A 24,880-nucleotide genomic window follows, 5' to 3' on the forward strand; every position below is an offset into this window, starting at 1 on the left:
CGGTTCCCCCGGGTCCCGCGGCGGCCATAGGCTGGGGCAGTGAGCGCCCCCGTCTTCGTCCTGACCCCCGACACGCTTGAGCCCGCCGGCGGCGCGCAGACGGCCCGCCGAGGCGGGACGCTGACGCTGACGGGCCCCGAGGCCCACCACGCCGTGGCCGTGCGCCGCCTGCGCCCGGGGGAGCGGGTGGACCTGGTTGACGGCGCCGGGCTGCGCCTGGTGTGCGAGGTGGCCGAGGGCGGGCGCCCGGACCGCCTGGGGGTGCGGGTGGTCGAGCGCGTCGTCGAGACGCCCCCGCCGCTGCGCCTGGCCCTGGTGCAGGCCCTGGCCAAGGGGGGCCGTGACGAGCAGGCCGTCCAGACCGCCACCGAGGTGGGGGTCGAGGTGGTGGTGCCCTGGCAGGCGGAGCGGTGCGTGTCGGTGTGGAGGGGCCCGAGGGCCGTCAGGGGGCGGGACCGGTGGCAGGCGACGGCCCGGGAGGCCGCCAAGCAGGCCCGCCGCGCCCGCGTGCCGCAGGTGGACCAGGTGCGTACGACCAGGGACCTGGCCGGCTGGACGGGCGAGGTCGTGGCGGCCGGGGGGCTGGTCCTGGTCCTGCACGAGGCGGCGACGGCCCCCATCGGCGGGGTGGGCCTGCCCCGGCCGGGCCCGCACCGCCCGGTGGTGGCCGTCGTCGTCGGGCCGGAGGGGGGCGTGAGCGAGACGGAGACGACGGCGCTGCGGGACGCCGGTGCGCTCGTGGTGCGGCTGGGACCGCACGTGCTGCGCACCGCCTCGGCCGGGCCCGTCGCGCTGGCCGTCCTGGCCCAGCGGGCGGGGCTGTGGTCATGACCCCCCGGGGACGGCGCCCCGCGGGCAGCCCCGACGCCCGCGCGGCCATCCTGGTGGCCGCCCGTGCCGCCTTCGCCCGGGAGGGCTACCGCGCCTCCCTGCGCGGCGTGGCCCGTGACGCCGGGGTCGACCCCGCCCTGGTCCACCACTACTTCCCCGACCGGGAGCAGCTCTTCGTGGAGGCCGTCATCTCCACCGCCGCCGGGGCCCCGGTGGCCCTGGCCCAGCGGGCCGCGCTGGTGCGCACCCTGCCCGCCCAGGGGGTGGGGGCCGCGCTGGTGCGCCTCTTCGTGTCCCTGTGGGACGAGATGGGGGCCGACCGCTTTATGGCGGTGGTCCGCGCCGCCCTGGAGAACGAGCTCATTATCAACCCGGTGCGCGACTTCGTCGTCACCGCCGTCCTGGGGCCCCTGACCCGGCGCCTGTCCCCTGACCGTCCCGCCCTGCGCGCCCAGCTGGTGGCCACCCAGCTGATCGGCCTGGGGATCGCCCGCTGGGGGGCGCGCATGGGCGAGATCGCGGCCCTGGACGCCGAGGGGCTGGCGGCCCTGGTGGGTCCCTCCATTGAGCGCTACGTCCTGGGCGACCTGCCTTAAGGCCCCGGCGCCGGTGCTGCCCCGGGACGGGCTCCCCTGAGCGCACCCGCCCGCGGCCTCGCCCACAGCCCCGCCTGCGGCTCCGGCCAACGCCCGGGCGGCCAGCCGCGGCAGCCGCCCGGCGGACTGGACAGGGGTGGGTCACGCCCTTATATTCATCACATGATGAAAATCGTGCCGGGACCCGGCGGACCCACCCGACCCGCCGTCACCACCCGGGCGCTGACCGTCTCCCGGGGAGGCACCGAGATCCTCCACGGCCTTGACCTGGACCTGCCCGCAGGCTCCGTCACCGGGCTGCTGGGCCCCTCCGGCTGCGGCAAGACCACCCTCATGCGCACCCTGGTCGGCGTCCAGCGCTACCGGGGCCAGGTCACCGTCCTGGGCCACCGGCCCGGGGCCCGCCCCCTGCGCGACCGCGTCGGCTACATGACCCAGGGCAGGAGCGTCTACACCGACCTCACCGCCCGCCAGAACGTCACCTACTTCGCACGCCTGGCGGGCCCCCGCGCCATGGACCCCGCCGAGGTCCTGGAGCGCGTCCGCCTCACCGCCCTGGCGGACCGCCCGGGCTCGACCTACTCCGGCGGCGAGACCAACCGGGTGTCCCTGGCCTGCGCCCTGGTGGGGGCCCCCGAGCTGCTCGTCCTGGACGAGCCCACCGTCGGCCTGGACCCGCTGACCCGGGAGGACCTGTGGGTGACCTTCCGCGACCTGGCCGAGCGCGGGACCACCCTGCTGGTCTCCAGCCACGTCATGGACGAGGCCCTGCGCTGCGACTCCGTCCTGCTCATGCGCGACGGCCGCTTCCTGGCCCACGAGACCGCCTCGGACCTCATGGAGCGCACCGGCGCCCCCACCATGGACGCCGCCTTCCTGGCCGTCATCCGCCAGGCCGACCACGCCCGCACCGCCAGCACCACGGAGGCCGTCCGATGAACCCGCGCACCTACCTGGCGACCACCGCCCGCGTCCTGACCCAGCTCGGCCACGACCGGCGCACCATCGGCCTCATTATGGTGGTGCCCTCTGCCCTGGTGACGCTGCTGTACCTGGTCTACCTCGACTCCCCCCTGGGCGAGGTGCTCTTCGACTCCCTGGCGGTCTCCATGATCGCGATCCTGCCCATGGCCGTCATGTTCCTGGTTACCAGCGTCACCATGCTCCGGGAGCGGGCCAGCGGCACCCTGGAGCGCCTGTGGACCACGCCCCTGCACCGGGCCGACCTGGTCATGGGCTACGCCACCGCCTTCACCCTGCTGTCCCTGGGGCAGTCCCTCCTCCTGGTGGCGGTGTGCGCCTGGGGCCTGGGCGTGAGCCTGGCCGGCAGCTGGGCCTGGGTGGTCCTGGTGGCGCTGGTGGACGCCTTCGTGGGGGTGGCCCTGGGCCTGCTCGTCTCGGCCTTCTCACGCAGCGAGTTCCAGGCGGTCCAGTTCATGCCCCTGGTCGTCGGCATCCAGCTCTTCCTGTGCGGGATCCTGGTGCCGCGCGGTGAGCTGCCGCGCGTCCTGGAGCTGGTCAGCCGCCTGCTGCCCATGAGCTGGGCCGTCAACGCCGTTGACGAGGTCCGCACCAGCGACGTCGTGACCGCCGGCCTGGTGTGCGACCTGGGGGTCCTGGTGGTCACCGGCCTGGTCGTGCTCGCCGCCGCGCCCCTGACCATGCCGCGGCGCACCCGCTGAGGCCCGCCCTCCTACCCCCCCGCGCCGCCCCACCGCGCCCGCCCCCACCGCGAGAACGGTACTTATTCGTCGTGAGAACGGACATATTCACAGCAGGCTCCCAGGATCGTCCCACAGACGGCGGGCCGTCTCCGGGGGCGGGGGCCCGGGGCGGGGCAGGAGACACGAGGAACAGCCTCAGAATACCGGTATTGGGCCCGAGGCATGACAGGATGCCGCTCATGACGATGCGCGCGCTTGTTCTCGACGCCCCCGGTGACCCGCAGTCCCTTCACATCGCACAGATCCCCGTCCCCGAGCCCGGCCCCGGTCAGGTGCTGGTGCGGGTCCACGCCTGTGGCCTGAACCCGGTGGACGTCAAGACCGCCCGCAGCGGCGACGACGCCTGGCACTGGCCCCACGTGCTGGGCCTGGACGTGGCCGGGACCGTGGAGGCCGTGGGGGAGGGGGCCGAGCAGGCCGCGACCATCCCCGAGCTGGGCGTGGGCAGCCGCGTGGTCCTCCACCACGACCTGCGCCGCGGCGGGGGCTACGCCGACTACGTGGTGGTGGACGCCTGCGCCCTGGCCCGGATCCCCCAGGGGGTCTCGGCCCAGGACGCCGCCGCCCTGCCCTGCGCCGCCATGACCGCCTACCAGGCGCTGACCCGCCTGGCGCTGACCTCGGGCAGCAGCTTCCTGGTCACCGGCGGCGCCGGAGGGGTGGGGGGCTACGCCGTCCAGCTGGCCCGTCACCTGGGGACCCGGGTCATTGCCACGGCCTCGGCGGCCAACCTGGACTACGTGCGCTCCCTGGGCGCGGACGAGGTCATTGACTACCAGGCCCAGGACGTGGTGGCCCAGGTGCGTGAGCGCACTGACGGGCGCGGGGTCGACGCCGTCCTGGACACGGTGGGCAGCCGGTCGGCCACCGACAACCTGCGTGCCCTGGCCTTCAACGGCGCCCTGGCGTACACGGCCGGCCGCCCCGACCTGGACGTCCTGCCCCCCTTCGGGGTCGCCCCCTCGCTGCACGAGATCTCCCTGGGGGCGGCCTACTCCCACGGGGACGAGGTCGCCGTGCGCGACCTGTCTGTCATGCTCGCCGAGTTGCTCTCCCTGCTGCTGGAGGGCGGCATCGACCCCTGTGTCCAGGAGGTAGTCGACCTGGAGGACGTGCCCCGCGGCCTGGAGCGCCTGGCCACCGGGCACGGGCGGGGCAAGATCGTGGCCGCCGTCAGCCCCGAGCCCCAGGAGGACCTGGTCGCGAGCGACGACGCCGGGGACAGGATCCGCGAGGAGGTGGCCCAGGTGATCAGTGCCGGGATCGAGGACGAGGACGCCTAGGAGGTGCGTGCCGCCTCCGGCGCCGGGGACGACGCCGCGCGGCAGAGAGGCCTGAGCCGGTAGGACCGGTCGGGCCCCGTCCCTCGTCTCCTGCCGCGGCAGGCGCCCCGCCGTCACCGACGCCGGGGCGCGAGCACCGGCCCCTGCCGTAGCGGACCGGCCGTCGGCGTCGCGTGAGGCGACGTCGGCACTGACACCCGGCCCCTGCCGCGGCAGGCGGCCGCCTCGGCACTGCGCCCACCGCCGCCTACCTGGTCCACAGGTCTGAGAGGCAGCGGACACCCGGATTGCTTGCACTAGAAGATATATCGTGTCATAGTCTCTTCCAGTGCTAGCAGGATTGAGGTGGTCGGGTTGCCGCGTCCGTCGGACCCTTTGAGGGCCCCGGATCCCGGGCCCGCCCCGGGAACCGAGGAACCCACCCCTGGTGCTGGGCCCACGCCCAGTGCCGGGCCCGCCCCGAGCGCCGAGCTCACCTCAGACACCGGCCCCGCCTCAGGCACCCGGCCCACTGGCACCGGGGCTGCCGGGACCGGCTCCCCGGGAACCGGGGCCGCCACCAGCCCGGCGTGGGAGGCCGAGGCCCGTGACCTGGCCGGCCAGGTGCTGCGTCACCTGGGGGCGATGCACCACGGCAGGAGCCAGGACATCCAGGCCGGCACGCGGGGTGAGACCGCCGTCCTGCTCTTCCTGTCCCACCGGCGTGGCGGACCGGGGCGCCCGGAGACGGACGCCTGTCTCACCCCCGGCGTCCTGGCTGCCGCCCTGGGCCTGAGCAGCGCCCGCGTAGCCAATATCCTCAAGAGCCTGGAGCGCAAGGGACGGGTCGAGCGTCTCCACGACACCGTGGACCGCCGGCGGGTGCTCGTCCGGCTCACCCCGGCGGGGCAGAAGGAGGTCCGCCGTCGGGGCGAGGAGATGCTGGCCAGCACCACCTGCCTGCTCACGGCCCTGGGTCCTGAGGACGGGCGCGCCGCGGTGCGCATCCTCGGACGGATCCGCGAGCTCGTGGACTCCGGGGCCCTCCCCCCGCCCCCGCCGCCTGCGGACACCTGACCACCGGCCCACCGCGCAGCTGGCCGGCCACGCACGCAGCCAGCTGGCCTACGCAGCCAGCCCACCAGCTGGCCCGCACACGCAGCTGGCCCGCGCAGCCAGCCGGCCCACCGCGCCCCAGACCACCTTCCGCCCTGCCCCTTGGAGGCAGGGCCGTACGCTAAGGAGCAGCACATGCTGAACGTCCTGAGACGTCTTCCCCCCAGGGAGAGGCGTATGGCGGGCACCGCCCTCGTCTTTATCGTGCTCCAGGTCTGGCTGGATCTGAGGCTCCCGGACTACATGTCCACCATTACCACCCTGGTGACCACCCAGGACTCGGCCATGGGCGAGGTGCTCAGGCAGGGCGGCTACATGCTCGCCTGCGCCCTGGGCTCCATGGCCTGCGCGGTCGCCGTGGGCTACCTCGCCGCCCGCACCGCCGCGGGCCTGGCCCGCTCTCTGCGCGAGGAGGTCTTTGACCACTCCCTGGCCTTCTCCGACGCCGAGGTCGACCGGTTCTCGGCACCGAGCCTGATCAACCGCGTCACCAACGACGTCACCCAGATCCAGGGCGTCATCGCCATGGGCATGCAGGCCGTGGTCAAGGCCCCCATCCTCGCGGTGTGGGCGGTCATTAAGATCTCGGGCAAGGCCTGGGAGTGGACCACCGCCACGGCCGTGGCCGTCATTGTCCTGTGCACAATGCTCGGGGTCATTATCGTCGTGGCCATCCCGCGCTTCCAGCGCATCCAGGGCCTCACCGACGTCCTGGGGAGGGTCTCGCGCGAGCAGCTCACCGGCATCCGCGTGGTGCGCGCCTACAACGCCGAGGCGTACCAGGAGCGCAAGTTCGCCGGTGCCAATGACGACCTCACCGGCAACAACCTCGTGGCCAACCGGGTCATGGCGATTATGGGCCCTGGTATGATCTTTATCTCCTCGGGCCTGACCCTGTCGGTCTACGCCATTGGCGCCCACCTCGTCGAGGCCGCCGCCGGAGCGGACCGCGTGGCCCTCTTCGCGGACATGGTGGTCTTCTCCAACTACGCCATGCAGGTCGTCATGGCCTTTATGCTCCTGACGCTGGTCTTTATCCTCCTGCCGCGCGCCCAGGTCTCCGCCCGCCGCATTACCGAGGTCCTGCGCACCGTCCCCAGCGTCGCCGACGGCGCCACGGCCGACAGGGCCCCATCGGCCGCGCCCGGCCAGGGGACCGGCCAGGAGGGGACCGGCCAGGAGGCCGGTAGCGTCACCTTCGAGAACGTGTCCTTCCGCTACGCGGGGGCGGGCGACGACGCCCTGACTGACATCAGCTTCACCGCCCTGGCCGGCCAGACGGTCGCCTTTATCGGCGCCACCGGAAGCGGCAAGTCCACCCTGGTCAACCTCGTCCCCCGCTTCGCCGACGTCACTGCCGGACGTGTCCTCGTGGACGGCCGGGACGTGCGCGACCACGCCCTGAGCGACCTGCGCGACCGTATCGGCTACGTGCCCCAGCGCTCCTACCTCTTTAGCGGGACCGTGGCCTCCAACGTCGCCTACCCCCATGGGGACGAGCTCACCGAGCAGGGGCGTGACGCCGTGGGGCGGGCCCTGGAGACCGCCCAGGCCTCCGGGTTCGTCGCCGAGATGGAGGGCGGGGCCGACGCCACCATCACCCAGGGCGGTACCAACGTCTCCGGCGGGCAGCGCCAGCGCCTGTCCATTGCCCGGACCCTGGCCGCCAGCCCCGGGATCCTCATCTTCGACGACTCCTTCTCGGCCCTGGACTACACCACCGACCGCGCCCTGCGCCGCGCCCTGGCCCGGCGCGACCCGCGCGCCACCACCCTCGTGGTGGCCCAGCGCATTGGCACCATCCGCGACGCCGACCAGATCATCGTCCTGGAGCACGGCCAGGTGGTGGGCCAGGGGACCCACGCGGAGCTCCTCGCCACCTGCCCCACCTACCAGCAGATCGCCAGCTCTCAGCTCAGCAAGGAGGAGCTCCGTGCCTGACACCACCGACAGGACCGCCCGCCCCACCGGCCGGGCCGACGCCCGCCCCACCGGCCTGGCCACCAGCCGGGCCGACGACCGGACCGACGCCCGGCCCGAGGCGGAGGAGGTAGCGGAGGCGGCCCTGGCCCTGCGTCCCCGCCTCGTGGCCCGCCACACCGTCCGGGAGGGCTTTAAGGCCTACCTGCGGCCCCACCGCTGGACGATCTGCCTCTCGGCGCTCATGGCGCTGGGCGGCTCCGTCCTCAATCTCGTCGGCCCCTCCCAGCTCTCCAGGATCACGAACATCGTGGCCGAGGGGCTCACGGGCGGCGTCGACCTGGCCCGGGTCGGGCGCCTCACCGCGGTCCTGGCCCTCCTCTACGCCCTGGGGCTCGTGCTCAACTACGTCCAGGGCTACCTCATGGCCGGCGTGGTCCAGTCCACCACCCGCGCCGTGCGCCAGGACCTGTCGCGCAAGTTCAACCGGCTCCCGCTGAGCTACCTGGACTCACGCTCCACCGGCGACGTGCTCTCCCGCGTCACCAACGACGTGGACACCATGAGCCAGTCCATGAACCAGTCCATGTCCTCCCTGGTCTCCTCGGCGGCCCTCCTGGTGGGCAGCACCGTCATGATGCTCTGGACGAACTGGGTCCTCGCGCTGGCCGGCATTGCCGCGGCCCTGCTGGGCATGACCCTGACCATGGGGACCGTGCGTAGGTCCCAGGTGTACTTCCAGCGCCAGGCCGAGCAGCTGGGGGCGCTCAACGGCCACGTGGAGGAGACCTACGACGGCTTCACCGTGGTCAAGGCCTTCCGGGGCGAGGCGCGGGCCAGCCGCGTCATGCACGAGCGCAACGACGAGCTCTACGACTCCGCCTGGAGGAGCCAGTTCCTCTCGGGTCTCATGATGCCCCTGATGATCTTCGTCGGGAACCTCTCCTACGTGGTGGTCTGCGTGGTGGGCGCCGTGCTGACCATGAACGGGTCCATCGAGTTCGGCACGATCGTGGCCTTCATGGTCTACATCCGCCTGTTCACCCAGCCCCTGCAGACCGTCGGCCAGGTGGCCGCCTCCATCCAGCCCATGACGGCGGCGGCGCGCCGCGTCTTCACCCTGCTGAACGAGGAGGAGATGGGGCCGGAGATCACCAGCGACGACCCGGCGGGGGCGCCGCGCCCGGGGGAGGTGGTGCGCGGCGAGGTGGACGTGGAGCACCTGCGCTTCGGCTACACCAGGGACCGCGTCATCCTCCACGACCTGTCCGCACGGGTGGAGCCCGGCCAGAAGGTGGCCATCGTGGGACCCACCGGGGCGGGCAAGACCACCATCGTCAACCTCCTCATGCGCTTCTACGAGGCCGACTCCGGGAGGATCCGCATCGACGGGCACGACGTGACGGCCATGACCCGCGCCCAGCTGCGCGACCTGTTCGGCATGGTCCTCCAGGACACGTGGACCTTCCAGGGGACCCTGCGGGAGAACCTCGTCTACAACGTCGAGGGCGTGAGCGACGAGCGCCTGGACGAGGTCTGCGCCGCCACCGGGATCACCGAGCTGGTCCGCCAGCTGCCGCAGGGCTACGACACGCTCCTGGACGAGACGGTCACCCTCTCGGCGGGCCAGAAGCAGCTGATGACCATCGCCCGGGCCATGGTCAAGGACGCGCCCCTGCTCATCCTGGACGAGGCGACCTCCTCGGTGGACACGCGCACCGAGCTCCAGGTCCAGGCGGCCATGGACCGCCTCATGCACGGGCGGACCAGCTTCGTCATCGCCCACCGCCTGTCCACGATCAAGAACGCGGACCTCATCCTCTACCTCGAGGGCGGGGACGTGAAGGAGTCCGGCACCCACGACGAGCTCCTGGAGCGCGGCGGGGCCTACGCCACGCTGTACAACAGCCAGTTCGACCCCGCCTGACCCCCGCCCGGCGCCCGGCAGGTGGCGCGGGGCCGCAGGTGGCGCCAGGTAGTGGGGCCCGCAGGGCCGTGGCGCGGGGGCGGCGCACGCGCTTCTGGGCGCCTCACGCATAGGATCAGGCCACAATGACAGACAGCCCCGCCACCGGTACCACCCGCACCCTCGTCCTGCCCGGCGACCTCGCCCCCGTCCAGATCCTCGGCGCCCGCGACGAGGTGCTGCGCGCCGTCGAGAAGGGGTTCCCGGACGTGGACATCCATGTGCGCGGCACCGCCGTCACCGTCAGCGGCCAGGCGCCCCGGGTGGACACCGTCATGGTGCTGCTCAGCGAGCTCATTGACGTCGCCCGCACGGGCACGCCCCTGGGCGCGGACGCCGTCGAGCGCGCCATCAGCCTGCTGGAGGCCGCCGCCCGCCCCGTCGAGGTCCTGGCCGAGGACGTCCTGACCGCCCGCGGCCGCACCATCCGCCCCAAGTCGCTGGGGCAGAAGGCCTACACCGACGCCATTGAGGAGTCCACCATCACCTTCGGCGTCGGCCCGGCCGGGACCGGCAAGACCTACCTGGCCATGGCCAAGGCCGTGGACGCCCTGGCCCGCCAGCAGGTCTCCCGCATTATCCTGACCCGCCCCGCCGTGGAGGCCGGGGAGAGCCTGGGCTTCCTGCCCGGGAGCCTGACCGACAAGATCGACCCCTACCTGCGCCCCCTCTACGACGCCCTGCACGACATGCTCGAGCCCCAGGCCCTGCCCCGGCTCATGGCCGCCGGCACCATCGAGGTGGCGCCCCTGGCCTACATGCGCGGACGCACCCTCAACGACGCCTTCGTCATCCTGGACGAGGCCCAGAACACCACTCCCGAGCAGATGAAGATGTTCCTCACCCGCCTGGGCTTCGGCTCCAAGATGGTGGTCACCGGGGACACCTCCCAGGTGGACCTGCCCGGGGGCCGCCCCAGCGGGCTCGTCGTGGTACGGCGTATCCTTCAGGACGTGGAGGGGGTGCGCTTCTGCGAGCTCGGGGCGGCCGACGTCGTGCGCCACCGCCTGGTGGGCCGCATTATCGAGGCCTACTCCCGCTACGACGCCGAGGCGGCCGCCCTGGCGGCGGGGGAGGGCGGGCGCCACCGCGGGGGCCGCTACCGTCCCGGGGCCCGCCCCCGCAACCAGCCCGCCGCAGCCGTGAGGAGAACCGCGTATGACCACTGAGGTCAACAACGAGACCGACGTCCAGATCGACGGCGCCGAGTTCGCCGCCCTGGCCGACCACGTGCTGCGGGCCATGCACGTCAACCCCATGGCCGAGCTCAATATCATCTTCATTGAGCCCGACCCCATGGCCGAGCTCCACCTGCGCTGGCTGGACCTGCCCGGCCCCACCGACGTCATGAGCTTCCCCATGGACGAGCTGCGCCCGGGCACACCCGGCTCCGAGACCCCGCCGGGGACCCTGGGCGACATTGTCATCTGCCCCCAGGTGGCCGCCCAGCAGGCCCTGGCGGCCGGGCACTCCACGGTGGAGGAGATGCTGCTGCTGACCACCCACGGCATCCTCCACCTGCTGGGCTACGACCACGCCGAGCCCAAGGAGAAGCAGGAGATGTTCGAGCTCCAGCGCACCCTGCTGCTGACCTTCCTGGCGGAGCGGCAGGCATGAGCCACGTGCCAGTCGCCTTCCTGGTGCTCTGCGCCGTCGTGGCGCTCGCCCTCGGGGCCGTCCTGGCCGCGGGGGAGTCGGCGCTGGTGCGCATGACCCGGGCCGCCGCCGAGGACCTGGTGGACCAGGGGCACCGGGGGGCGGAGCAGGTCGTGGAGCTGACCCGACGCCGCAGCCAGGTGCTGACCACCGTGGGCAGCACCCGGGTGGCGGTCTACATGCTCGCCGCGATCCTGCTGACCCTGGCCGTCGCCGGCGTCCTGACCTCCTGGTGGCAGGTCCTGGGGGTGGCGCTGGTGCTCAACACCCTGCTGCTGGGCGGGGTCGTGGGCCTGTCCCCGCGCACCCTGGGACGGCGCGACCCCGAGGGCGTCCTGCTGGTCCTGGCCGGCCTGCTGCTGCGGGTCAACTCCCTGGGGGCCCCCTGGCGCTGGCTGGAGCAGCGTTTCGGGCGCTCCTCCACCCTGACCCAGGCCGAGGCCCGGGAGGTCGTGGGCCAGGAGCTGCGTGAGATGATCGACGAGATCGGGCAGCCGCAGTCCATTGAGGACGAGGACCGCCAGATGCTGCGCAGCGTGGTCGAGCTGGGGCAGACCCTGGTGCGCGAGGTCATGGTGCCCCGTACCGACATGGTCACCATCGACGCCGCCAAGACCATGGCCTCCGCGCTGCGCCTGTTCGTGCGCTCGGGCTACTCGCGCGTGCCCGTGGTGGGGGAGGACGCCGACGACGTGCGCGGCATCCTCTACCTCAAGGACGTGCTGCGCCACGTCACCGAGGACCCCGGGCGCGAGCACCACGAGGTGGGCTCCTACGCCAGGGAGGCCGTCTACGTCCCGGAGACGAAGCTCGCCGACGACCTCCTGCGCGAGATGCAGGTCAGCCACGTCCACATGGTCCTGGCCGTGGACGAGTACGGGGGCACCGCCGGGCTGGTGACCCTGGAGGACCTGCTGGAGGAGGTCGTCGGCGACCTGACCGACGAGCACGACCACGCCGAGCCGGAGGCCGAGGACCTGGGCGGGGGCGTCTACCGGGTCCCGGTGCGCCTGGGCCTGGACGAGCTCGGGGAGCTCTTCGGCACCCAGGTCGAGGACGACGACGTGGACACCGCCGGGGGCCTGCTCACCAAGGCCGTCGGCCGGGTCCCCCTGCCCGGGGCGGTGGGCTACGCCCAGGGCCTGCGCCTGGAGGCCGAGCAGGCCATGGGGCGACGCCGCCAGGTCGCCACCCTCCTTGCCAGCCGCGACCCCGGGCCCGCCTCCGGGTAGCGGCCCGCCGGCGCGCCCCGCCTCCCGGCCGCCTGCCCCCGGGACCGGCTGCGCCTGCCGCGCCGAGGGCGTGGCAGACTACCGGGTGGTACCCGTAAGACCTCGCCTCGGCGCCGGGCCGCCCGCAGCGCGGGCACGGCGCGTGGCGGAGCCCCCAGAGAGGCCAGAGAGGACAGCGCCCATGAGCGACCCAGCCAGCGAGCAGACCGGCGACGGCGGTGCCGGCACCGACACCACCGCCGCCGGTGAGCCCGTCCGCCCTCCCGGCGGCGCGCACGACCCCCTGCCCGCCTCGGCGCGCGTGGAGGTCCCCGAGGCCCTTCAGGGCTTCCGCGCCGGCTTCGTGTGCCTGGTCGGGCGCCCCAACACGGGTAAGTCCACCCTGACCAACGCCCTGGTGGGCACCAAGGTGGCGATCACCTCCGGCCGCCCCCAGACCACCCGGCACAACGTGCGCGGCGTCGTCCACCGCGAGGGCGCCCAGCTGGTCCTGGTGGACACCCCCGGGCTCCACCGTCCCAGGACCCTGCTGGGCAGGCGGCTCAACGACCTGGTCCGCGAGACCCTGGCGGACGTGGACGTCATCGCCTTCTGCCTGCCGGCCAACGAGAGGATCGGGCCGGGTGACCGCTACATCGCCCGCGACCTGGCCGGGCTGCGCGCTCCCGTGGTCGCCGTGGTCACCAAGACGGACACCGTCAGCCGCCAGGCCCTGGCCGCCCAGCTCCTGGCCGTGGACGCGCTGGGGGACTGGGCGGACATCGTCCCGGTCTCGGCCGTGCGCGGCGAGCAGGTCGGCGTGCTGACCGACGTGCTCGTCTCCCACCTGCCCCCCTCCCCGCCCCTGTACCCCACCGGGGAGGTCACCGACGAGCCCGTGGAGGTCATGGTCGCCGAGCTCGTGCGCGAGGCCGCCCTGGAGGGGGTGCGTGACGAGCTGCCGCACTCCCTGGCGGTGGTCGTGGACGAGATCGTCGACCCCCGCTCCGCCCGCGAGCGGGGCAGCCGTGTCAAGGGGTCGGGCAACCGCCTCCAGGTGCGGGTGAGCCTGGTCGTGGAGCGTGACTCCCAGAAGGCCATTGTCATCGGGCGGGGCGGGGCCCGCCTCAAGGAGGTGGGGGTGCGCGCCCGCGCCGGGATCGAGCGGCTCCTGGGCCGCAGGGTCTACCTGGACCTGCACGTGCGCACCGCCAGGGACTGGCAGTCCGACCCCAGGGCCCTGGCCCGGCTCGGCTTCTGAGCGCGGGCGGCGGGCCCGCCCACTGACACCGCTGGTCAGCGCCCCTGGCGGGGACTTTAGTCCTAGTCGTGTCGGCGTCTGCGCCATCTCCCTGCCCGTCGCCCCCAGGCCCCGCGCCCTGGTTCCGCCCGGGCGCCCCCGAGGCGACACCTCGTAATATAGGTGCGTAGAACGCCGCAATGACGCACACTGTGGGGGTCACCGCACGCCTCGCGAAAGGCAGCCCCCCATGAAGGCCCCCGTCTCCGGCCCCACCTGTCCGCCCTCCGCCCGGGAGCGCCGCTGCCCCGATCACCTGTGGGACCTTGGTCTCAAAGCAGTGGAGCGGGCCCGCCGCTGGGCCGACGAGTCCGTCAACGAGCCCACGCCGCGCACCGCCAGGCTCCTGTCCTCCGTCCTGGCCGACCCCGAGGGCCTGGGCTTCACCACCCGCTTCGTGGACGACGTGGTGCGCCCCGCCGACCTCGACGTGGCCGCTGCGGCCCTGACCAGGCTCGCCGCCGGGCGCACCGACTTCCTGCCCGTCCCCCTGGCCGCCGCCATGGGCCTGGGGGGCGCGGCCGCCCGCCTGGCCCCCAGGGCCGTGGCCGCCGTGGCCCGCCGCACCTTCCGGGAGCTGGTGGGCGACCTCGTGGTCGACGCCACCGACCGGGGCCTGGGCCCCGCCCTGGCCAGGCTGCGCGCCGGAGGCAACCGCCTCAACGTCAACCTCCTGGGGGAGGCGGTCCTGGGGGAGAGGGAGGCCGCCCGCCGCCTGGCCGAGGTCTCCCGCCTGGTCACCCGCGAGGACGTGGACTACGTCTCCGTCAAGGTCTCGGCCGTCACCGGCCCCCACAACCCCTGGGGCTTTACCGAGGTCGTCGCCCACGGCGTGGAGGTCCTCAGCCCCCTGTACCGCCTGGCCCGCGACCACGGCACCTTTGTCAACCTGGACATGGAGGACTACAAGGACCTCGACCTCACCCTGGCGGTCTTCACCGGGATCCTCGACCAGGAGGACCTGCGCGACTACGAGGCCGGCATCGTCCTGCAGGCCTACCTGCCCGACTCCCCGGCCGCCATGGAGCGCCTCCAGGCCTGGGCGGCCCGGAGGGTGGCAGGGGGCGGGGCCCGGGTCAAGGTGCGCGTGGTCAAGGGCGCCAACCTGTCCATGGAGAGGGTGGACGCCGAGATCCACGGCTGGGAGCTGACCACCTGGCCCACCAAGCAGGCCACCGACACCAACTACAAGCGCATGCTCACCTGGGCCATGACCCCCGAGCGCACCGCCAACGTGCGCCTGGGCGTGGCCGGGCAGAACCTCTTCGACATCGCCTTCGCCTACGAGCTGCGCGCCGCCCGCCTGGAGGACGCCGACGCCGTGGAGTTCGAGATGCTCTCGGGCATGGCCACCGACCTGGCCGAGGTGGTGCGCCGTGACGTGGGGCACCTGCTGCTCTACGTCCCCGTGGTCCACCCCCACGAGTTCGACGTCGCCGTCTCCTACCTGGTGCGCCGCCTGGAGGAGAACGCCGCCCCCGCGAACTTCATGTCCGGGGTCTTCTCCCTGGCCACCGACGGGTCCGTGTTCGCCCGTGAGCGCGACCGCTTCCTGGCCTCCCTGGCCGACCTCGACCCCGGTGCGCCCTCACCCGCCCCCCGCCGGGTCCAGGACCGCCTGGCCGAGGCCGGGGCCGGGGTGCCCGAGCCGACCGGGAGCCTGGAGGAGCGGGCCCGCCGCCCCTTTGCCTCCACCCCCGACTCCGACCCGTCCCTGGAGGCCAACCGCCGCTGGGCCCGCGGCATCGCCGAGGCCGTGCCCACCTCCACGCGCGGCGCCCAGGCGGTCCAGGACGCCCAGGGGGCCTGGGCCACCACCGCCGACGTCGACGCCGTCCTCGCCTCCGTGGCCCGGGCCGCCGCCGACTGGGCCGCGCTGGGGGCCCGGGAGCGGGCCGCCGTCCTCCACCACGCCGGGGACGTCCTGGCCGCCCGCCGCGGCGAGCTCATCGAGGTCGCCGCCTCCGAGGCCGGCAAGACCATTGACCAGGCCGACCCGGAGGTCAGTGAGGCCATTGACTTCTGCCACCACTACGCGGCCGCCGCCCTGGATCTGGAGGACCCCGCCTACCTGGTGGGGGCGCGCTTCGAGCCCGTGGCCGTGACCGTGGTCGCCTCCCCCTGGAACTTCCCGCTGGCCATCCCCGTGGGCGGCACCGTGGCGGCCCTGGCCACCGGCAGCGGCGTCGTCCTCAAGCCGGCGCCCCCGGCCCGCCGCTGCGCCGCCGAGCTCGTGCGGGCCCTGCACGACGCGGGCGTGCCCGCTGACGTCCTGGTCCTGGCCCCCGTGGAGGACGGCGAGGTCTCCCGGCACCTGGTGACCCACCCGGGTGTGGGGCGCGTGGTCCTCACCGGCTCCTACGACACCGCCCGCCTCTTCCGCTCCTGGAGGCCGGACATGCACCTGCTGGGGGAGACCAGCGGCAAGAACGCCATTGTGGTCACCCCCTCGGCCGACCCGGACCTGGCGGTGCGCGACGTGGTGGCCTCCGCCTTCGCCCACGCCGGGCAGAAGTGCTCGGCGGCCTCCCTGCTGGTCCTGGTGGGCTCGGCGGGCCGCTCCGCGCGCCTGGCCCGACAGCTCATTGACGCCACCGCCTCCCTGCGGGTGCTCGGCCCCGCGCACCTGGACTCCCAGGTCGGCCCGGCCGTGGTGCCCGACGACCCCAAGGCCCTGCGGGGCCTGACCACCCTGGGGCCCGGTGAGCGCTGGGTGCTCGAGCCCCGCTACCTGGGTGGCGGGCTGTGGCGCCCCGGCATCCGCGTGGGGGTGGCCCCCGGCAGCGAGTTCCACCTCACCGAGTACTTCGCCCCGGTCCTGGGGGTCATGCGCGTGGAGACCCTCCAGGAGGCCGTGGACGTCGTCAACGCCGTGGACTACGGGCTCACCTCGGGCCTGCAGACCCTTGACCGCGACGAGCTGGCCACCTGGCTGGAGGGCGTCCAGGCCGGCAACCTCTACGTCAACCGCGGCATTACCGGCGCCATTGTGCGCCGCCAGCCCTTCGGCGGCTGGAAGCGCTCGGCGATCGGCGCGACCACCAAGGCCGGCGGCCCCAGCTACCTGCTGGGCCTGGGGGAGGTCGTGGCCGCCGACGCCGCCCCGCCCGGGGCCGGGGACCTGCGGGCGCACCTGGACGGAGGGGTCAGGGCCGTCTACGACGCCGTCCGCTCCGGCCTGGGCCGTGAGGACTCCGTGTTCCTCCACCAGGCGCTGCTGGCCGACGCCGAGGCCTGGGAGAACGCCTACGGGCGCAGCCGGGACGTGGGCGCCCTGGTGTGCGAGCGCAACGTCCTGCGCTACCGGCCCACCGCGGTGGTCGTGCGGGCCGAGGCCGGCACCCACCTGGCCGACCTGGTCCGGGTCCTGGCGGCCGGCGTGCGCGCCGCGGGGCCGCTGAGCCTGTCGGTGGCCGAGCCGCTGCCCCCGGAGCTGGGCGCCGCCCTGACGGGTGCCGGGGTGGTGGTGGCCGTGGAGCGGGGCCGGGTGTGGAGCGCCCGCCTGGCCGACACGGCCGCCTGCGGCCCCCAGGGGGCGCGGGTGCGGATCCTCGGCCCGCGCACCCAGTCGGCCCGGGAGCGGTGGGAGCAGGCCTGCCGGGCCACCTCCGGCAGCCCCGACGTCGCCCTGTACACCGGTGCGGTGACCGCCTGCCCGCACACCGAGCTGCTGCCCTTCCTGCGTGAGCAGGCCGTGTCGGTCACCGCCCACCGCTTCGGCACCCCGCTGGACCTGGCCGCCGGGCTGCTCTAGGGCGCCGGCCCTTAAGCGGTAGCGGGGGCGGGAGGCCGATCCGATCGGCCTCCCGCCCCCGCTACCGGTCTGTCGGCCCGTGGCGCGCGCTACCGGCTCGCGCCAGCCGTCTTGGGCTCCTCCAGGCCCAGGTACTCGTCCATGTCCTCCAGGGCGACCCCCTTGGTCTCGGGCATGACGAGGATGACCCAGAACAGCAGGCCCACCATGCACACGAAGAAGAAGCCGAAGCCGGCCGCCGGCCCGATCCTGGCCACGACGCCGGGGAAGAGCCAGGTAATGATCGCGGCCGCGGTCCAGTGCGTCAGCGAGCCCAGCGACTGTCCCCGGGCCCTGATGCGCGAGGGGAAGATCTCGGACAGGAAGACCCAGATGACCGACCCCTCGCCGAAGGCGTGCGAGGCGATGAACAGGGCCAGGGCCGCGAGCACCAGGTAGGAGGCCCCGCCGGGGCTGCCGGTGCTCTCGGCGCCGTTGTTCTTGATGACGGTGAAGAACAGGACCGTCAGGGTCCCCAGGGAGACCAGGTAGCCCACGGTCCCGATGAGCATGAGCCTGCGCCGGCCCACCCGGTCGATAATGGAGACCGCCGCCACGGTGGCCACCAGGTTGACCAGGCCGATGCCGGCGGACTGCAGGAAGGAGGCCGTCGTGTCGAAGCCGGCGAGCCTGAAGATCTCGGGGGCGTAGTACAGGACGGCGTTAATGCCCGAGAGCTGGTTGAAGGCCGCGATGGCGATGGCCAGGAGGATGACCTTGCGGTTCTGCCTGACGAAGAAGGGCGCCTTGGTGGCGTTGAGGGCCCGGTCCTGCTCGATCTGGGCGCGGACCTCGGCGACCATGGTGGCGGCCTCCTCCTCGTCGTCCGTCAGGCGCTGGGCGACGGCCTCGCCCTCGGCGATGCGGCCCTGGCCGATGAGCCAGCGCGGGGTCTCGCAGATGGTGGGCAGCAGGGCCAGGAAGATCAGCGTGGGGATGGCCATGGCCGCCAGCATGTAGCGCCACTCGACCGTTGTCGGGTCGCCGGACACGATCGCCGGGACGAGCTTGAGGACCACGACATTGGACAGGTAGGCCGTCAGGATACCGATGACCACGGACAGCTGCACCAGGCCCACCAGGCGGCCGCGCTTTGAGGGCGGGGCGATCTCCGCGGTGTAGATGGGCGACAGGACGCTGGCCATGCCCACGCCCACGCCTCCCAGGAGCCGGAAGGCCATGAGGAGCCACAGGTTGGGGGAGATGGCCGTGAGCAGGGACCCGGCGAGGAAGAGGAAGCCGATCCACACCAGGACGCGCTTGCGCCCGTAGCGGTCGGCGGGCCTGCCGGCGATCACGGCCCCGATAATGGTGCCGATGAGCGCGGTGGCCACCACGAAACCGTACCGGGTCTCGGTGATGCCGAAGTGCGCGATAATGCCTCTCTGGGCTCCGGAGATGACCGCGGTGTCAAAACCGAAGATGAGTCCTCCGACTGCTGCGACAATGGATGATCGTAGGACGAGTGGGTTCATAGTTGTGACTTCTCCTGGGGTGGGGTGGTGCGTGCTCACGCTGTTGTGCAGCACGCCGGAGAGAGTTGGGCCGATAGGAGTCAGCGGGCCTGCGCGCAGGCGTCGGCGTACACGGGGCGGGGGAGGTGCCGACGGTCCTGCGTGCCGTTGGTAGTCTCCCCGCGCGAGGGTGCCGGTGACCGGCACCGAGGGCCCTGCGCGGTGGGCGCACGGCTGGGGCGGGTCCCCTCCCGACGTCGGGAGGGACATACCAGTAAGTAAAATATGGTGCGCAACACATGTCAAGTTGTAGCGGTGTGCGTCTTAAGGGGACCAGGCGGCGGGCACGCGCGCGTGCCGCCCTCCTGGTCGGCAGGGCGGCACGCGGCGGGGGACGGATCCTGGCTCGGCCCGCGGGGGCGCTCGGCGGCCTGGTCTCACCTCAGGCGGGGGAACTCCTCCAGGGAGAACACCGACTCCACGGGCACGTCGAAGTACCGGGCGATGCGCAGCGCCAGGTGCAGGGAGGGGGCGTACTCGCCGCGCTCCAGGTAGCCCACCGTCTGGTAGTGCACACCCAGGGCCTGGGCGAGCTCGCGGCGGCTGACCCTGCGGTCGGCGCGTAGGACCGCGATCCGGTTGTGGACGCTCTCCTCGGCCATTACAGGCCCGACTGCGAGCGGATAGTGGACTGCATACGGGACAGGGTACCGATGCTCTCCCTGCGGAAGGAGCGGCGGACGACCGCGGGCACCGCCGCGAAGCCGACGACGGCCCAGGCCGCCAGGACCCCTGCGGCCAGGGCCGGGGCGAAGGCCCCGCCGATCTCCCAGGCCGGGTCGCCCGCCAGCGCCCACCGGCTCAGGTGCCCCGACCAGTACGTGGGCAGCACGAGCTGGACCCCCTGGGCCCAGCCCGGGAGCCAGGACAGGGGGAAGAGGACGCCGCTGGTGAGCACGAGGGCGAAGATGACCAGGTAGGTGACCAGCATGCTGTAGACGCCCCGTGCCAGGGCGCCCATGAGGAAGCCCAGGGGGGCCGAGGCGACGGCGGACAGCGCGATGAGCGGCAGGCAGGTCAGGATCTGGGACGCGCTCAGGGGCAGGTCGACGAAGAGCACGGCGGCCAGGAGCATGACCGCCTGGATCGCCATGGTGTTCGCAATGGTGGAGATCGTCTTGCCGAGCGCCCACACGGCCGGGCCGTGGGGCAGGATGCGCACCCGCAGCAGGGCGCCTCCGACGCGGTCGCCGTACGTCTCCCCGACGATCTGCATGGTGATAAAGCAGCCGAACGCGCCGATGCTGCCGGCGACGAACATGGGGCCGAACGCCGTAGCCGCGTCGACGGCGCCGTTGCTGAGCCTGCCGACCAGGATGACGGGGACGGCCGTGAACAGCAGCGAGACGGCCCCCGTTCCCAGGATGACCGGCCGCAGGTCGCTGGCCGCCTGCCGGGCGGCCGCGTGCAGGACGGCGGGGACGGTGCGCATGGTCATGACTGCTCCTCCTTGTTCACCAGGGCGAGGTAGGTCTCCTCCAGGGTGGGGCGGGTAATGGTGAGGTCGGTGATAGCGCCCAGGTCGAGCTGGGCCAGGAAGCGCTCGGGGGCGGCGGTGGCGTGGACGTGGTGCTCCCCGTCCTGGACCCAGGTGACCTCGGCGTCGTGGCCCAGGCGCTCGCGCAGGGCGGTCACAGTCCCGTCGGCGATCACGCGCCCCCGGCTCATAATGAGCACGCGCGAGGCGATGCGCTCGGCCTCGGCCAGATCGTGGGTGGTCATGAGGACGGTGGCGTTGTCGTCGTCCACGCACTGGAGGATGAGGTCGTGCAGGTGGGCCTTGGAGGCCGGGTCCAGGCCCGTGGTCGGCTCGTCCATGACGAGCAGCTCGGGGCGGCCCATGAGGGCGGCGGCGAAGTCGATGGTGCGCCGCTGCCCGCCTGAGAGGCGGGACAGGCGGGAGGTCGCCTTGTCGGCCAGCCCGACGGCGTTAAGCACCTCGGAGGTGCCCATGACGTCGGGGGAGGCGGTCAGCTGGATGGCGCGGATCCACTCCAGCTGGTCCACCACCCGCCACTTGGGGTGGTCGGTCCAGTTCTGCTGGACCAGGCCCACGCGCGCCCAGAAGGCGGCGCCCGCCCGGCGCGGGTCGGTGTCCAGGACCCGGACCGAGCCGGCGGTGGGGGTCAGGGAGCCCAGCAGGTTCTCCACCAGGGTCGTCTTGCCGACCCCGTTGGGGCCCAGCAGGCAGACGACCTCGCCGGCCTCGACCGACAGGCTCAGGCCCCGCAGGACCGGCTCCGCCCCGTAGGAGAACTCCAGGCTCTCCGTGGTGATGATAGCAGGGGGCAACAGAAACCTCCTCAGTAGGTATGCCATTGGATGTAGTACACATGCTACAGAATGACGGAGGAGTCCGCTACCTCCTGTGTGTCCCTGCCCCCCTCCGCCTGCCTCCCGGTGGGGCCCGGCCCCGGCCACGCGACGCGCGGCGCGTCATTGCGGTAACGTCGTCTCCGTGCGAGCGACCACGCGCCCGGGGGCGGGCCTCCTGCTTAGTCGCCGCGGCGGGGTCTGAACGGCCGGCACCCCGACCGCGGCTGACGCCCCCTGCCCGGCCAGGCCCGTGGCAGGCGCCTGCCACGGGCCCACAAGCACCACGTCACAGGAGAAGTCCCCGATGCGCACCGCCCGCCCCGCCCCCCAGCAGCCCTCCGGCATGCCGTACGCCAAGTACAGGCCCTTCCTGGACACGGTGGTCACGGACCTGCCCGACCGCACCTGGCCCACCAGGCGCATCACCCACGCCCCCCGGTGGCTGAGCACCGACCTGCGTGACGGCAACCAGAGCCTCATCGAGCCCATGGGCCCCGCCGCCAAGCGCGCCGTCTTCGACCTGCTGGTGGACATGGGGTTCAAGGAGATCGAGATCGGCTTCCCCGCCGCCTCCCAGACCGACTACGACTTCGTGCGCTCCCTGGTCCAGGACGGTGCCGTGCCCCAGGACGTGACCGTCTCGGTGCTCACCCAGTCCCGTGAGGACCTCATTGACCGCACCCTGGACGCCTGCGTGGGCCTGCCCCGGGCCACCGTCCACCTCTACAACGCCCTGTCCCCGCTCTTCCGCGAGGTCGTCTTCCGCATGGGCCGGGACGACATCCGCGAGCTCGCCGTGGACGGCACCCGCCAGGTGCTGGCCCGGGCCGAGAAGGTCCTGGGCGACGAGACGGTCTTCGGCTTCGAGTACTCCCCGGAGATCTTCGTGGACACCGAGCGCGAGTACGCCCTGGAGGTCTGCGAGGCCGTCATGGGGGTGTGGCAGCCGGGGGAGGACCGGGAGATCATTATCAACCTGCCGGCCACCGTGGAGCGGGCCACCCCCAACGTCTACGCCGACCAGATCGAGTGGATGAGCCGCAACCTGCCCCACCGGGAGCACGTGTGCCTGTCCCTGCACAACCACAACGACCGCGGCTCCGGGGTGGCCGCCGCCGAGCTGGGCCTGCTGGCCGGGGCCGACCGGGTGGAGGGCTGCCTGTTCGGCCACGGCGAGCGCACCGGCAACGTGGACCTGGTCACCCTGGCCCTCAACCTCTTCAGCCAGGGCGTGGACCCCATGCTCGACATCTCCGACATCGACGGCATCCGGCGCACCGTGGAGCGCTCCACCGGCATGGACGTGCCCCCGCGCACCCCCTACGTCGGCGAGCTGGTCTACACCTCCTTCTCCGGGAGCCACCAGGACGCCATTAAGAAGGGCTTCGCCGCCCGCGCCAAGCAGGTCGAGGCCGCCCGGGCCGAGGGGCTCGACGCCGAGGGCGCCGAGACCGCGGTGACCTGGTCCATGCCCTACCTGCCCATCGACCCCCACGACGTGGGCCGCTCCTACGAGGCCGTGGTGCGCGTCAACTCCCAGTCCGGCAAGGGCGGCGTGGCCTACCTGCTGAGGACCACGCACAACCTGGAGCTGCCCCGCCGCCTCCAGATCGAGTTCTCCCGCATTGTCCAGCGGCACGCGGACACCTACGGCGGGGAGATCGACGCCGCGACCCTGTGGACGATCTTCACCGACGAGTACCTGCCCGCCAAGGCCGCCCCCGGGGCCGACCTGGCCCCCTGGGGCCGCTTCGCGCTCACGGGGGCGACCCTGACCCAGAGCCAGGACGAGGACTCCGTCCTCACCGTCACCCTGCGCGACGGCGGCGCCCGGCGGCTGCTGACCGCCTCGGGCAACGGCCCCCTGGACGCCTTCGTCCTCGCCCTGGAGTCCACCGGGGTGGACGTGCGCATCCTGGACTACGCCGAGCACGCCCTGAGCCAGGGGCGCGACGCCCTGGCCGCCTCCTACGTCGAGTGCGAGGTGGACGGCCAGGTCCTGTGGGGCGTGGGTATCGACCCCTCCATCACCACCTCCTCCTTCAGGGCCGTCATCTCCGCGGTCAACCGCGCCCTGCGCTGAGGCGGACGTGGGCGTCAGGCTGTACCGGGACGAGGCCGTGGTCCTGCGGACCTACCAGCTGGGTGAGGCCGACCGGATCGTGGTCGCCCTCACCCGCCACCACGGCCAGGTCCGGGCCGTGGCCAAGGGGGTGCGGCGCACCACCTCCCGCATCGGGGCCCGCCTGGAGCCCTTCAGCATGGTCGACGTCCAGCTGCGCCCCGGACGCAGCCTGGAGGTGGTCACCCAGGTGGAGACCATCGACCCCTTCTGCCGCGTCGTGTGCGCCGACTACGCCATGTTCACCTGCGCCACCACCATGGCCGAGACCGCCGAGCGCCTCACCCGGGACGACGGGGACCTGGGCACCGAGTCCAGCCCCCGGCAGTACCTCCTCCTGGCCGGGGCCCTGGCGGCCATGGCCCGACGCCGTCACGCCCCCGGCCTGGTCCTGGACTCCTACCTCCTGCGGGCCCTGGCCCTGGCCGGGTGGGCGCCGTCGTGCTACGACTGCGCCCGGTGCGGCGCGCCGGGGCCCCACGCCGCCTTCCACGTCCAGAACGGCGGGGCCGTGTGCGCCTCCTGCCGCACCGCCGGGGCCGTGGAGGTCGAGCCCGGCGCCATGGCGCTCCTGGGGGCGCTCCTGTCCGGGGACTGGGCGGTGGCGGACGCCTCCACGGCCCGCGACCGGGCCCAGGCCTCGGGGGTGGTCTCGGCCTACCTGACCTGGCACCTGGAGCGTAGGCTGCGTTCCCTGAGCCTCGTGGAAAGGACCTGAGATGGCTGACACCGACCGGCTGGCCGTCGAGCACGTGCCCCTGCACCGCCCGGGGCTGACGCCCCCGGACCTGGACGCCCAGGCCCTGCCCCAGCACGTGGCCTGCGTCATGGACGGTAACGGCCGGTGGGCCAACAGCCGGGGCCTGCCGCGCACCGAGGGCCACCGGGTGGGGGAGGCCACCATGATGGACGTCATCGCCGGGGCGGTGGAGCTGGGCATCCCCGAGCTGAGCGTCTACGCCTTCTCCACGGAGAACTGGAGGCGTTCGCCGGCCGAGGTCCGCTTCCTCATGGGCTTCACCCGTACCGTCCTGCGCTCCCAGACCGACGACCTGGACCGCTGGGGCGTGCGGGTGCGCTGGGTGGGCCGGGAGCCGCGGCTGTGGAAGTCGGTCCTCTCCGAGGTCCGCCGCGCCGAGCGCATTACCGCCGCCAACACCGGCACGGTGCTCAATATGTGCCTGAACTACGGGGGCCGGGCGGAGATCGCCGACGCCGCCCGCGCCATGGGCCAGGACGTGGCCGCCGGGCGGCTCAAGGCCTCCTCCATCACCGAGAGGACGGTCCGGCGCTACCTCTACTCGCCGACCATGCGCGACGTGGACCTCTTTATCCGCACCTCCGGCGAGCTGCGCACGAGCAACTTCCTCATGTGGGAGTCGGCCTACGCCGAGCTGTACTTCTCGCCCCTGCCCTGGCCGGAGTTCGACCGCGTCCAGCTGTGGAAGGCGGTCGAGGCGTACGTGAACCGCGACCGCCGCTTCGGGGGGGCCGTGGACCACGCGGCCCAGGCCGGCTAGGGGCGCAGGCCGGCGAGCGGCCTCGGCTGGCCA

The 24,880-nt window shown here is 73.1% G+C and carries 20 protein-coding genes; 16 read left to right on the forward strand and 4 right to left on the reverse strand.

The window, feature by feature from the left end; translation table 11 throughout:
- Positions 1-39 precede the first annotated feature (39 nt).
- The 13 genes from C3V41_RS02620 to C3V41_RS02680 all read left to right on the forward strand — a co-directional run bounded on the left by C3V41_RS02620 (position 40) and on the right by C3V41_RS02680 (position 17,336).
- Positions 40-831 (forward strand): 16S rRNA (uracil(1498)-N(3))-methyltransferase, encoded by a 792-nt coding sequence (locus tag C3V41_RS02620; protein WP_106108984.1) that lies wholly within the window; start codon positions 40-42, stop codon positions 829-831.
- The gene (locus C3V41_RS02625; RefSeq protein WP_106110611.1) at positions 828-1,427 is read left to right on the forward strand and encodes a TetR/AcrR family transcriptional regulator; all 600 of its coding nucleotides are present in this window, start codon (positions 828-830) and stop codon (positions 1,425-1,427) included. Before C3V41_RS02620 ends, C3V41_RS02625 begins: the two co-directional genes overlap by 4 nt.
- Before the next feature lie 162 nt (positions 1,428-1,589).
- Complete coding sequence (locus tag C3V41_RS02630; RefSeq protein ID WP_106108985.1) at positions 1,590-2,366, forward strand: ABC transporter ATP-binding protein; 777 nt, start codon at positions 1,590-1,592, stop codon at positions 2,364-2,366.
- Positions 2,363-3,109: an ABC transporter permease gene (locus C3V41_RS02635; RefSeq protein WP_106108986.1), complete on the forward strand. Its 747-nt coding sequence runs from the start codon at positions 2,363-2,365 to the stop codon at positions 3,107-3,109. Before C3V41_RS02630 ends, C3V41_RS02635 begins: the two co-directional genes overlap by 4 nt.
- 221 nt (positions 3,110-3,330) lie before the next feature.
- Complete coding sequence (locus C3V41_RS02640) at positions 3,331-4,434, forward strand: zinc-binding dehydrogenase (protein ID WP_200511015.1); 1,104 nt, start codon at positions 3,331-3,333, stop codon at positions 4,432-4,434.
- Between the two features lie 354 nt (positions 4,435-4,788).
- Complete coding sequence (locus tag C3V41_RS02645; protein ID WP_129591460.1) at positions 4,789-5,490, forward strand: MarR family winged helix-turn-helix transcriptional regulator; 702 nt, start codon at positions 4,789-4,791, stop codon at positions 5,488-5,490.
- A gap of 174 nt (positions 5,491-5,664) precedes the next feature.
- Entirely contained in the window at positions 5,665-7,470 is a 1,806-nt protein-coding gene (locus C3V41_RS02650) for an ABC transporter ATP-binding protein (RefSeq protein WP_106108988.1), read from the forward strand.
- Positions 7,463-9,376: an ABC transporter ATP-binding protein gene (locus C3V41_RS02655; protein WP_217350949.1), complete on the forward strand. Its 1,914-nt coding sequence runs from the start codon at positions 7,463-7,465 to the stop codon at positions 9,374-9,376. Before C3V41_RS02650 ends, C3V41_RS02655 begins: the two co-directional genes overlap by 8 nt.
- Positions 9,377-9,501: 125 nt before the next feature.
- Positions 9,502-10,584, forward strand: coding sequence for a PhoH family protein (locus tag C3V41_RS02660; protein ID WP_106108989.1), 1,083 nt, complete (start codon positions 9,502-9,504; stop codon positions 10,582-10,584).
- Positions 10,574-11,032 (forward strand): rRNA maturation RNase YbeY, encoded by a 459-nt coding sequence (gene ybeY, locus C3V41_RS02665; RefSeq protein ID WP_106108990.1) that lies wholly within the window; start codon positions 10,574-10,576, stop codon positions 11,030-11,032. Before C3V41_RS02660 ends, ybeY begins: the two co-directional genes overlap by 11 nt.
- Positions 11,029-12,303 carry a hemolysin family protein gene (locus C3V41_RS02670; RefSeq protein ID WP_106108991.1) on the forward strand — a complete coding sequence of 425 codons (1,275 nt, stop codon included), beginning with the start codon at positions 11,029-11,031 and terminating at the stop codon, positions 12,301-12,303. Before ybeY ends, C3V41_RS02670 begins: the two co-directional genes overlap by 4 nt.
- Positions 12,304-12,484: 181 nt before the next feature.
- Positions 12,485-13,543, forward strand: coding sequence for a GTPase Era (gene era, locus C3V41_RS02675; RefSeq protein ID WP_106108992.1), 1,059 nt, complete (start codon positions 12,485-12,487; stop codon positions 13,541-13,543).
- Positions 13,544-13,772: 229 nt separating this feature from the next.
- Entirely contained in the window at positions 13,773-17,336 is a 3,564-nt protein-coding gene (locus C3V41_RS02680) for a proline dehydrogenase family protein (RefSeq protein ID WP_106108993.1), read from the forward strand.
- Between the two features lie 89 nt (positions 17,337-17,425).
- Here the strand turns inward: C3V41_RS02680 and C3V41_RS02685 are convergent, their stop codons facing one another.
- The 4 genes from C3V41_RS02685 to C3V41_RS02700 form a co-directional block, all read right to left on the reverse strand.
- Complete coding sequence (locus tag C3V41_RS02685; RefSeq protein ID WP_106108994.1) at positions 17,426-18,850, reverse strand: sugar porter family MFS transporter; 1,425 nt, start codon at positions 18,848-18,850, stop codon at positions 17,426-17,428.
- A 416-nt stretch (positions 18,851-19,266) separates the two neighbouring features.
- Positions 19,267-19,491, reverse strand: a complete 225-nt coding sequence (locus tag C3V41_RS02690) for a helix-turn-helix transcriptional regulator (protein ID WP_106108995.1) — start codon at positions 19,489-19,491, stop codon at positions 19,267-19,269.
- A complete protein-coding gene (locus C3V41_RS02695) occupies positions 19,491-20,327 on the reverse strand; it encodes an ABC transporter permease (RefSeq protein WP_106108996.1) in 837 nt (278 codons plus the stop codon). The genes C3V41_RS02690 and C3V41_RS02695 overlap by 1 nt, the downstream gene beginning before the upstream one ends.
- Positions 20,324-21,181: an ABC transporter ATP-binding protein gene (locus C3V41_RS02700; protein WP_106108997.1), complete on the reverse strand. Its 858-nt coding sequence runs from the start codon at positions 21,179-21,181 to the stop codon at positions 20,324-20,326. The genes C3V41_RS02695 and C3V41_RS02700 overlap by 4 nt, the downstream gene beginning before the upstream one ends.
- Positions 21,182-21,509: 328 nt before the next feature.
- On the opposite strand from C3V41_RS02700, the gene leuA reads away from it, so the two are divergent.
- Genes leuA through uppS form a run of 3 tightly spaced genes read left to right on the forward strand, consistent with a single transcriptional unit; the run spans position 21,510 to position 24,847 of the window.
- Complete coding sequence (gene leuA / locus C3V41_RS02705) at positions 21,510-23,288, forward strand: 2-isopropylmalate synthase (protein ID WP_106108998.1); 1,779 nt, start codon at positions 21,510-21,512, stop codon at positions 23,286-23,288.
- 7 nt (positions 23,289-23,295) lie between these two features.
- Complete coding sequence (gene recO, locus C3V41_RS02710; RefSeq protein WP_106108999.1) at positions 23,296-24,045, forward strand: DNA repair protein RecO; 750 nt, start codon at positions 23,296-23,298, stop codon at positions 24,043-24,045.
- Between the two features lies 1 nt (position 24,046).
- Positions 24,047-24,847 carry a polyprenyl diphosphate synthase gene (gene uppS / locus C3V41_RS02715; RefSeq protein WP_106109000.1) on the forward strand — a complete coding sequence of 267 codons (801 nt, stop codon included), beginning with the start codon at positions 24,047-24,049 and terminating at the stop codon, positions 24,845-24,847.
- Positions 24,848-24,880: the final 33 nt, after the last annotated feature.

The sequence above is a fragment of the Actinomyces sp. oral taxon 897 genome (assembly GCF_002999235.1).
GTDB lineage: Bacteria > Actinomycetota > Actinomycetes > Actinomycetales > Actinomycetaceae > Actinomyces.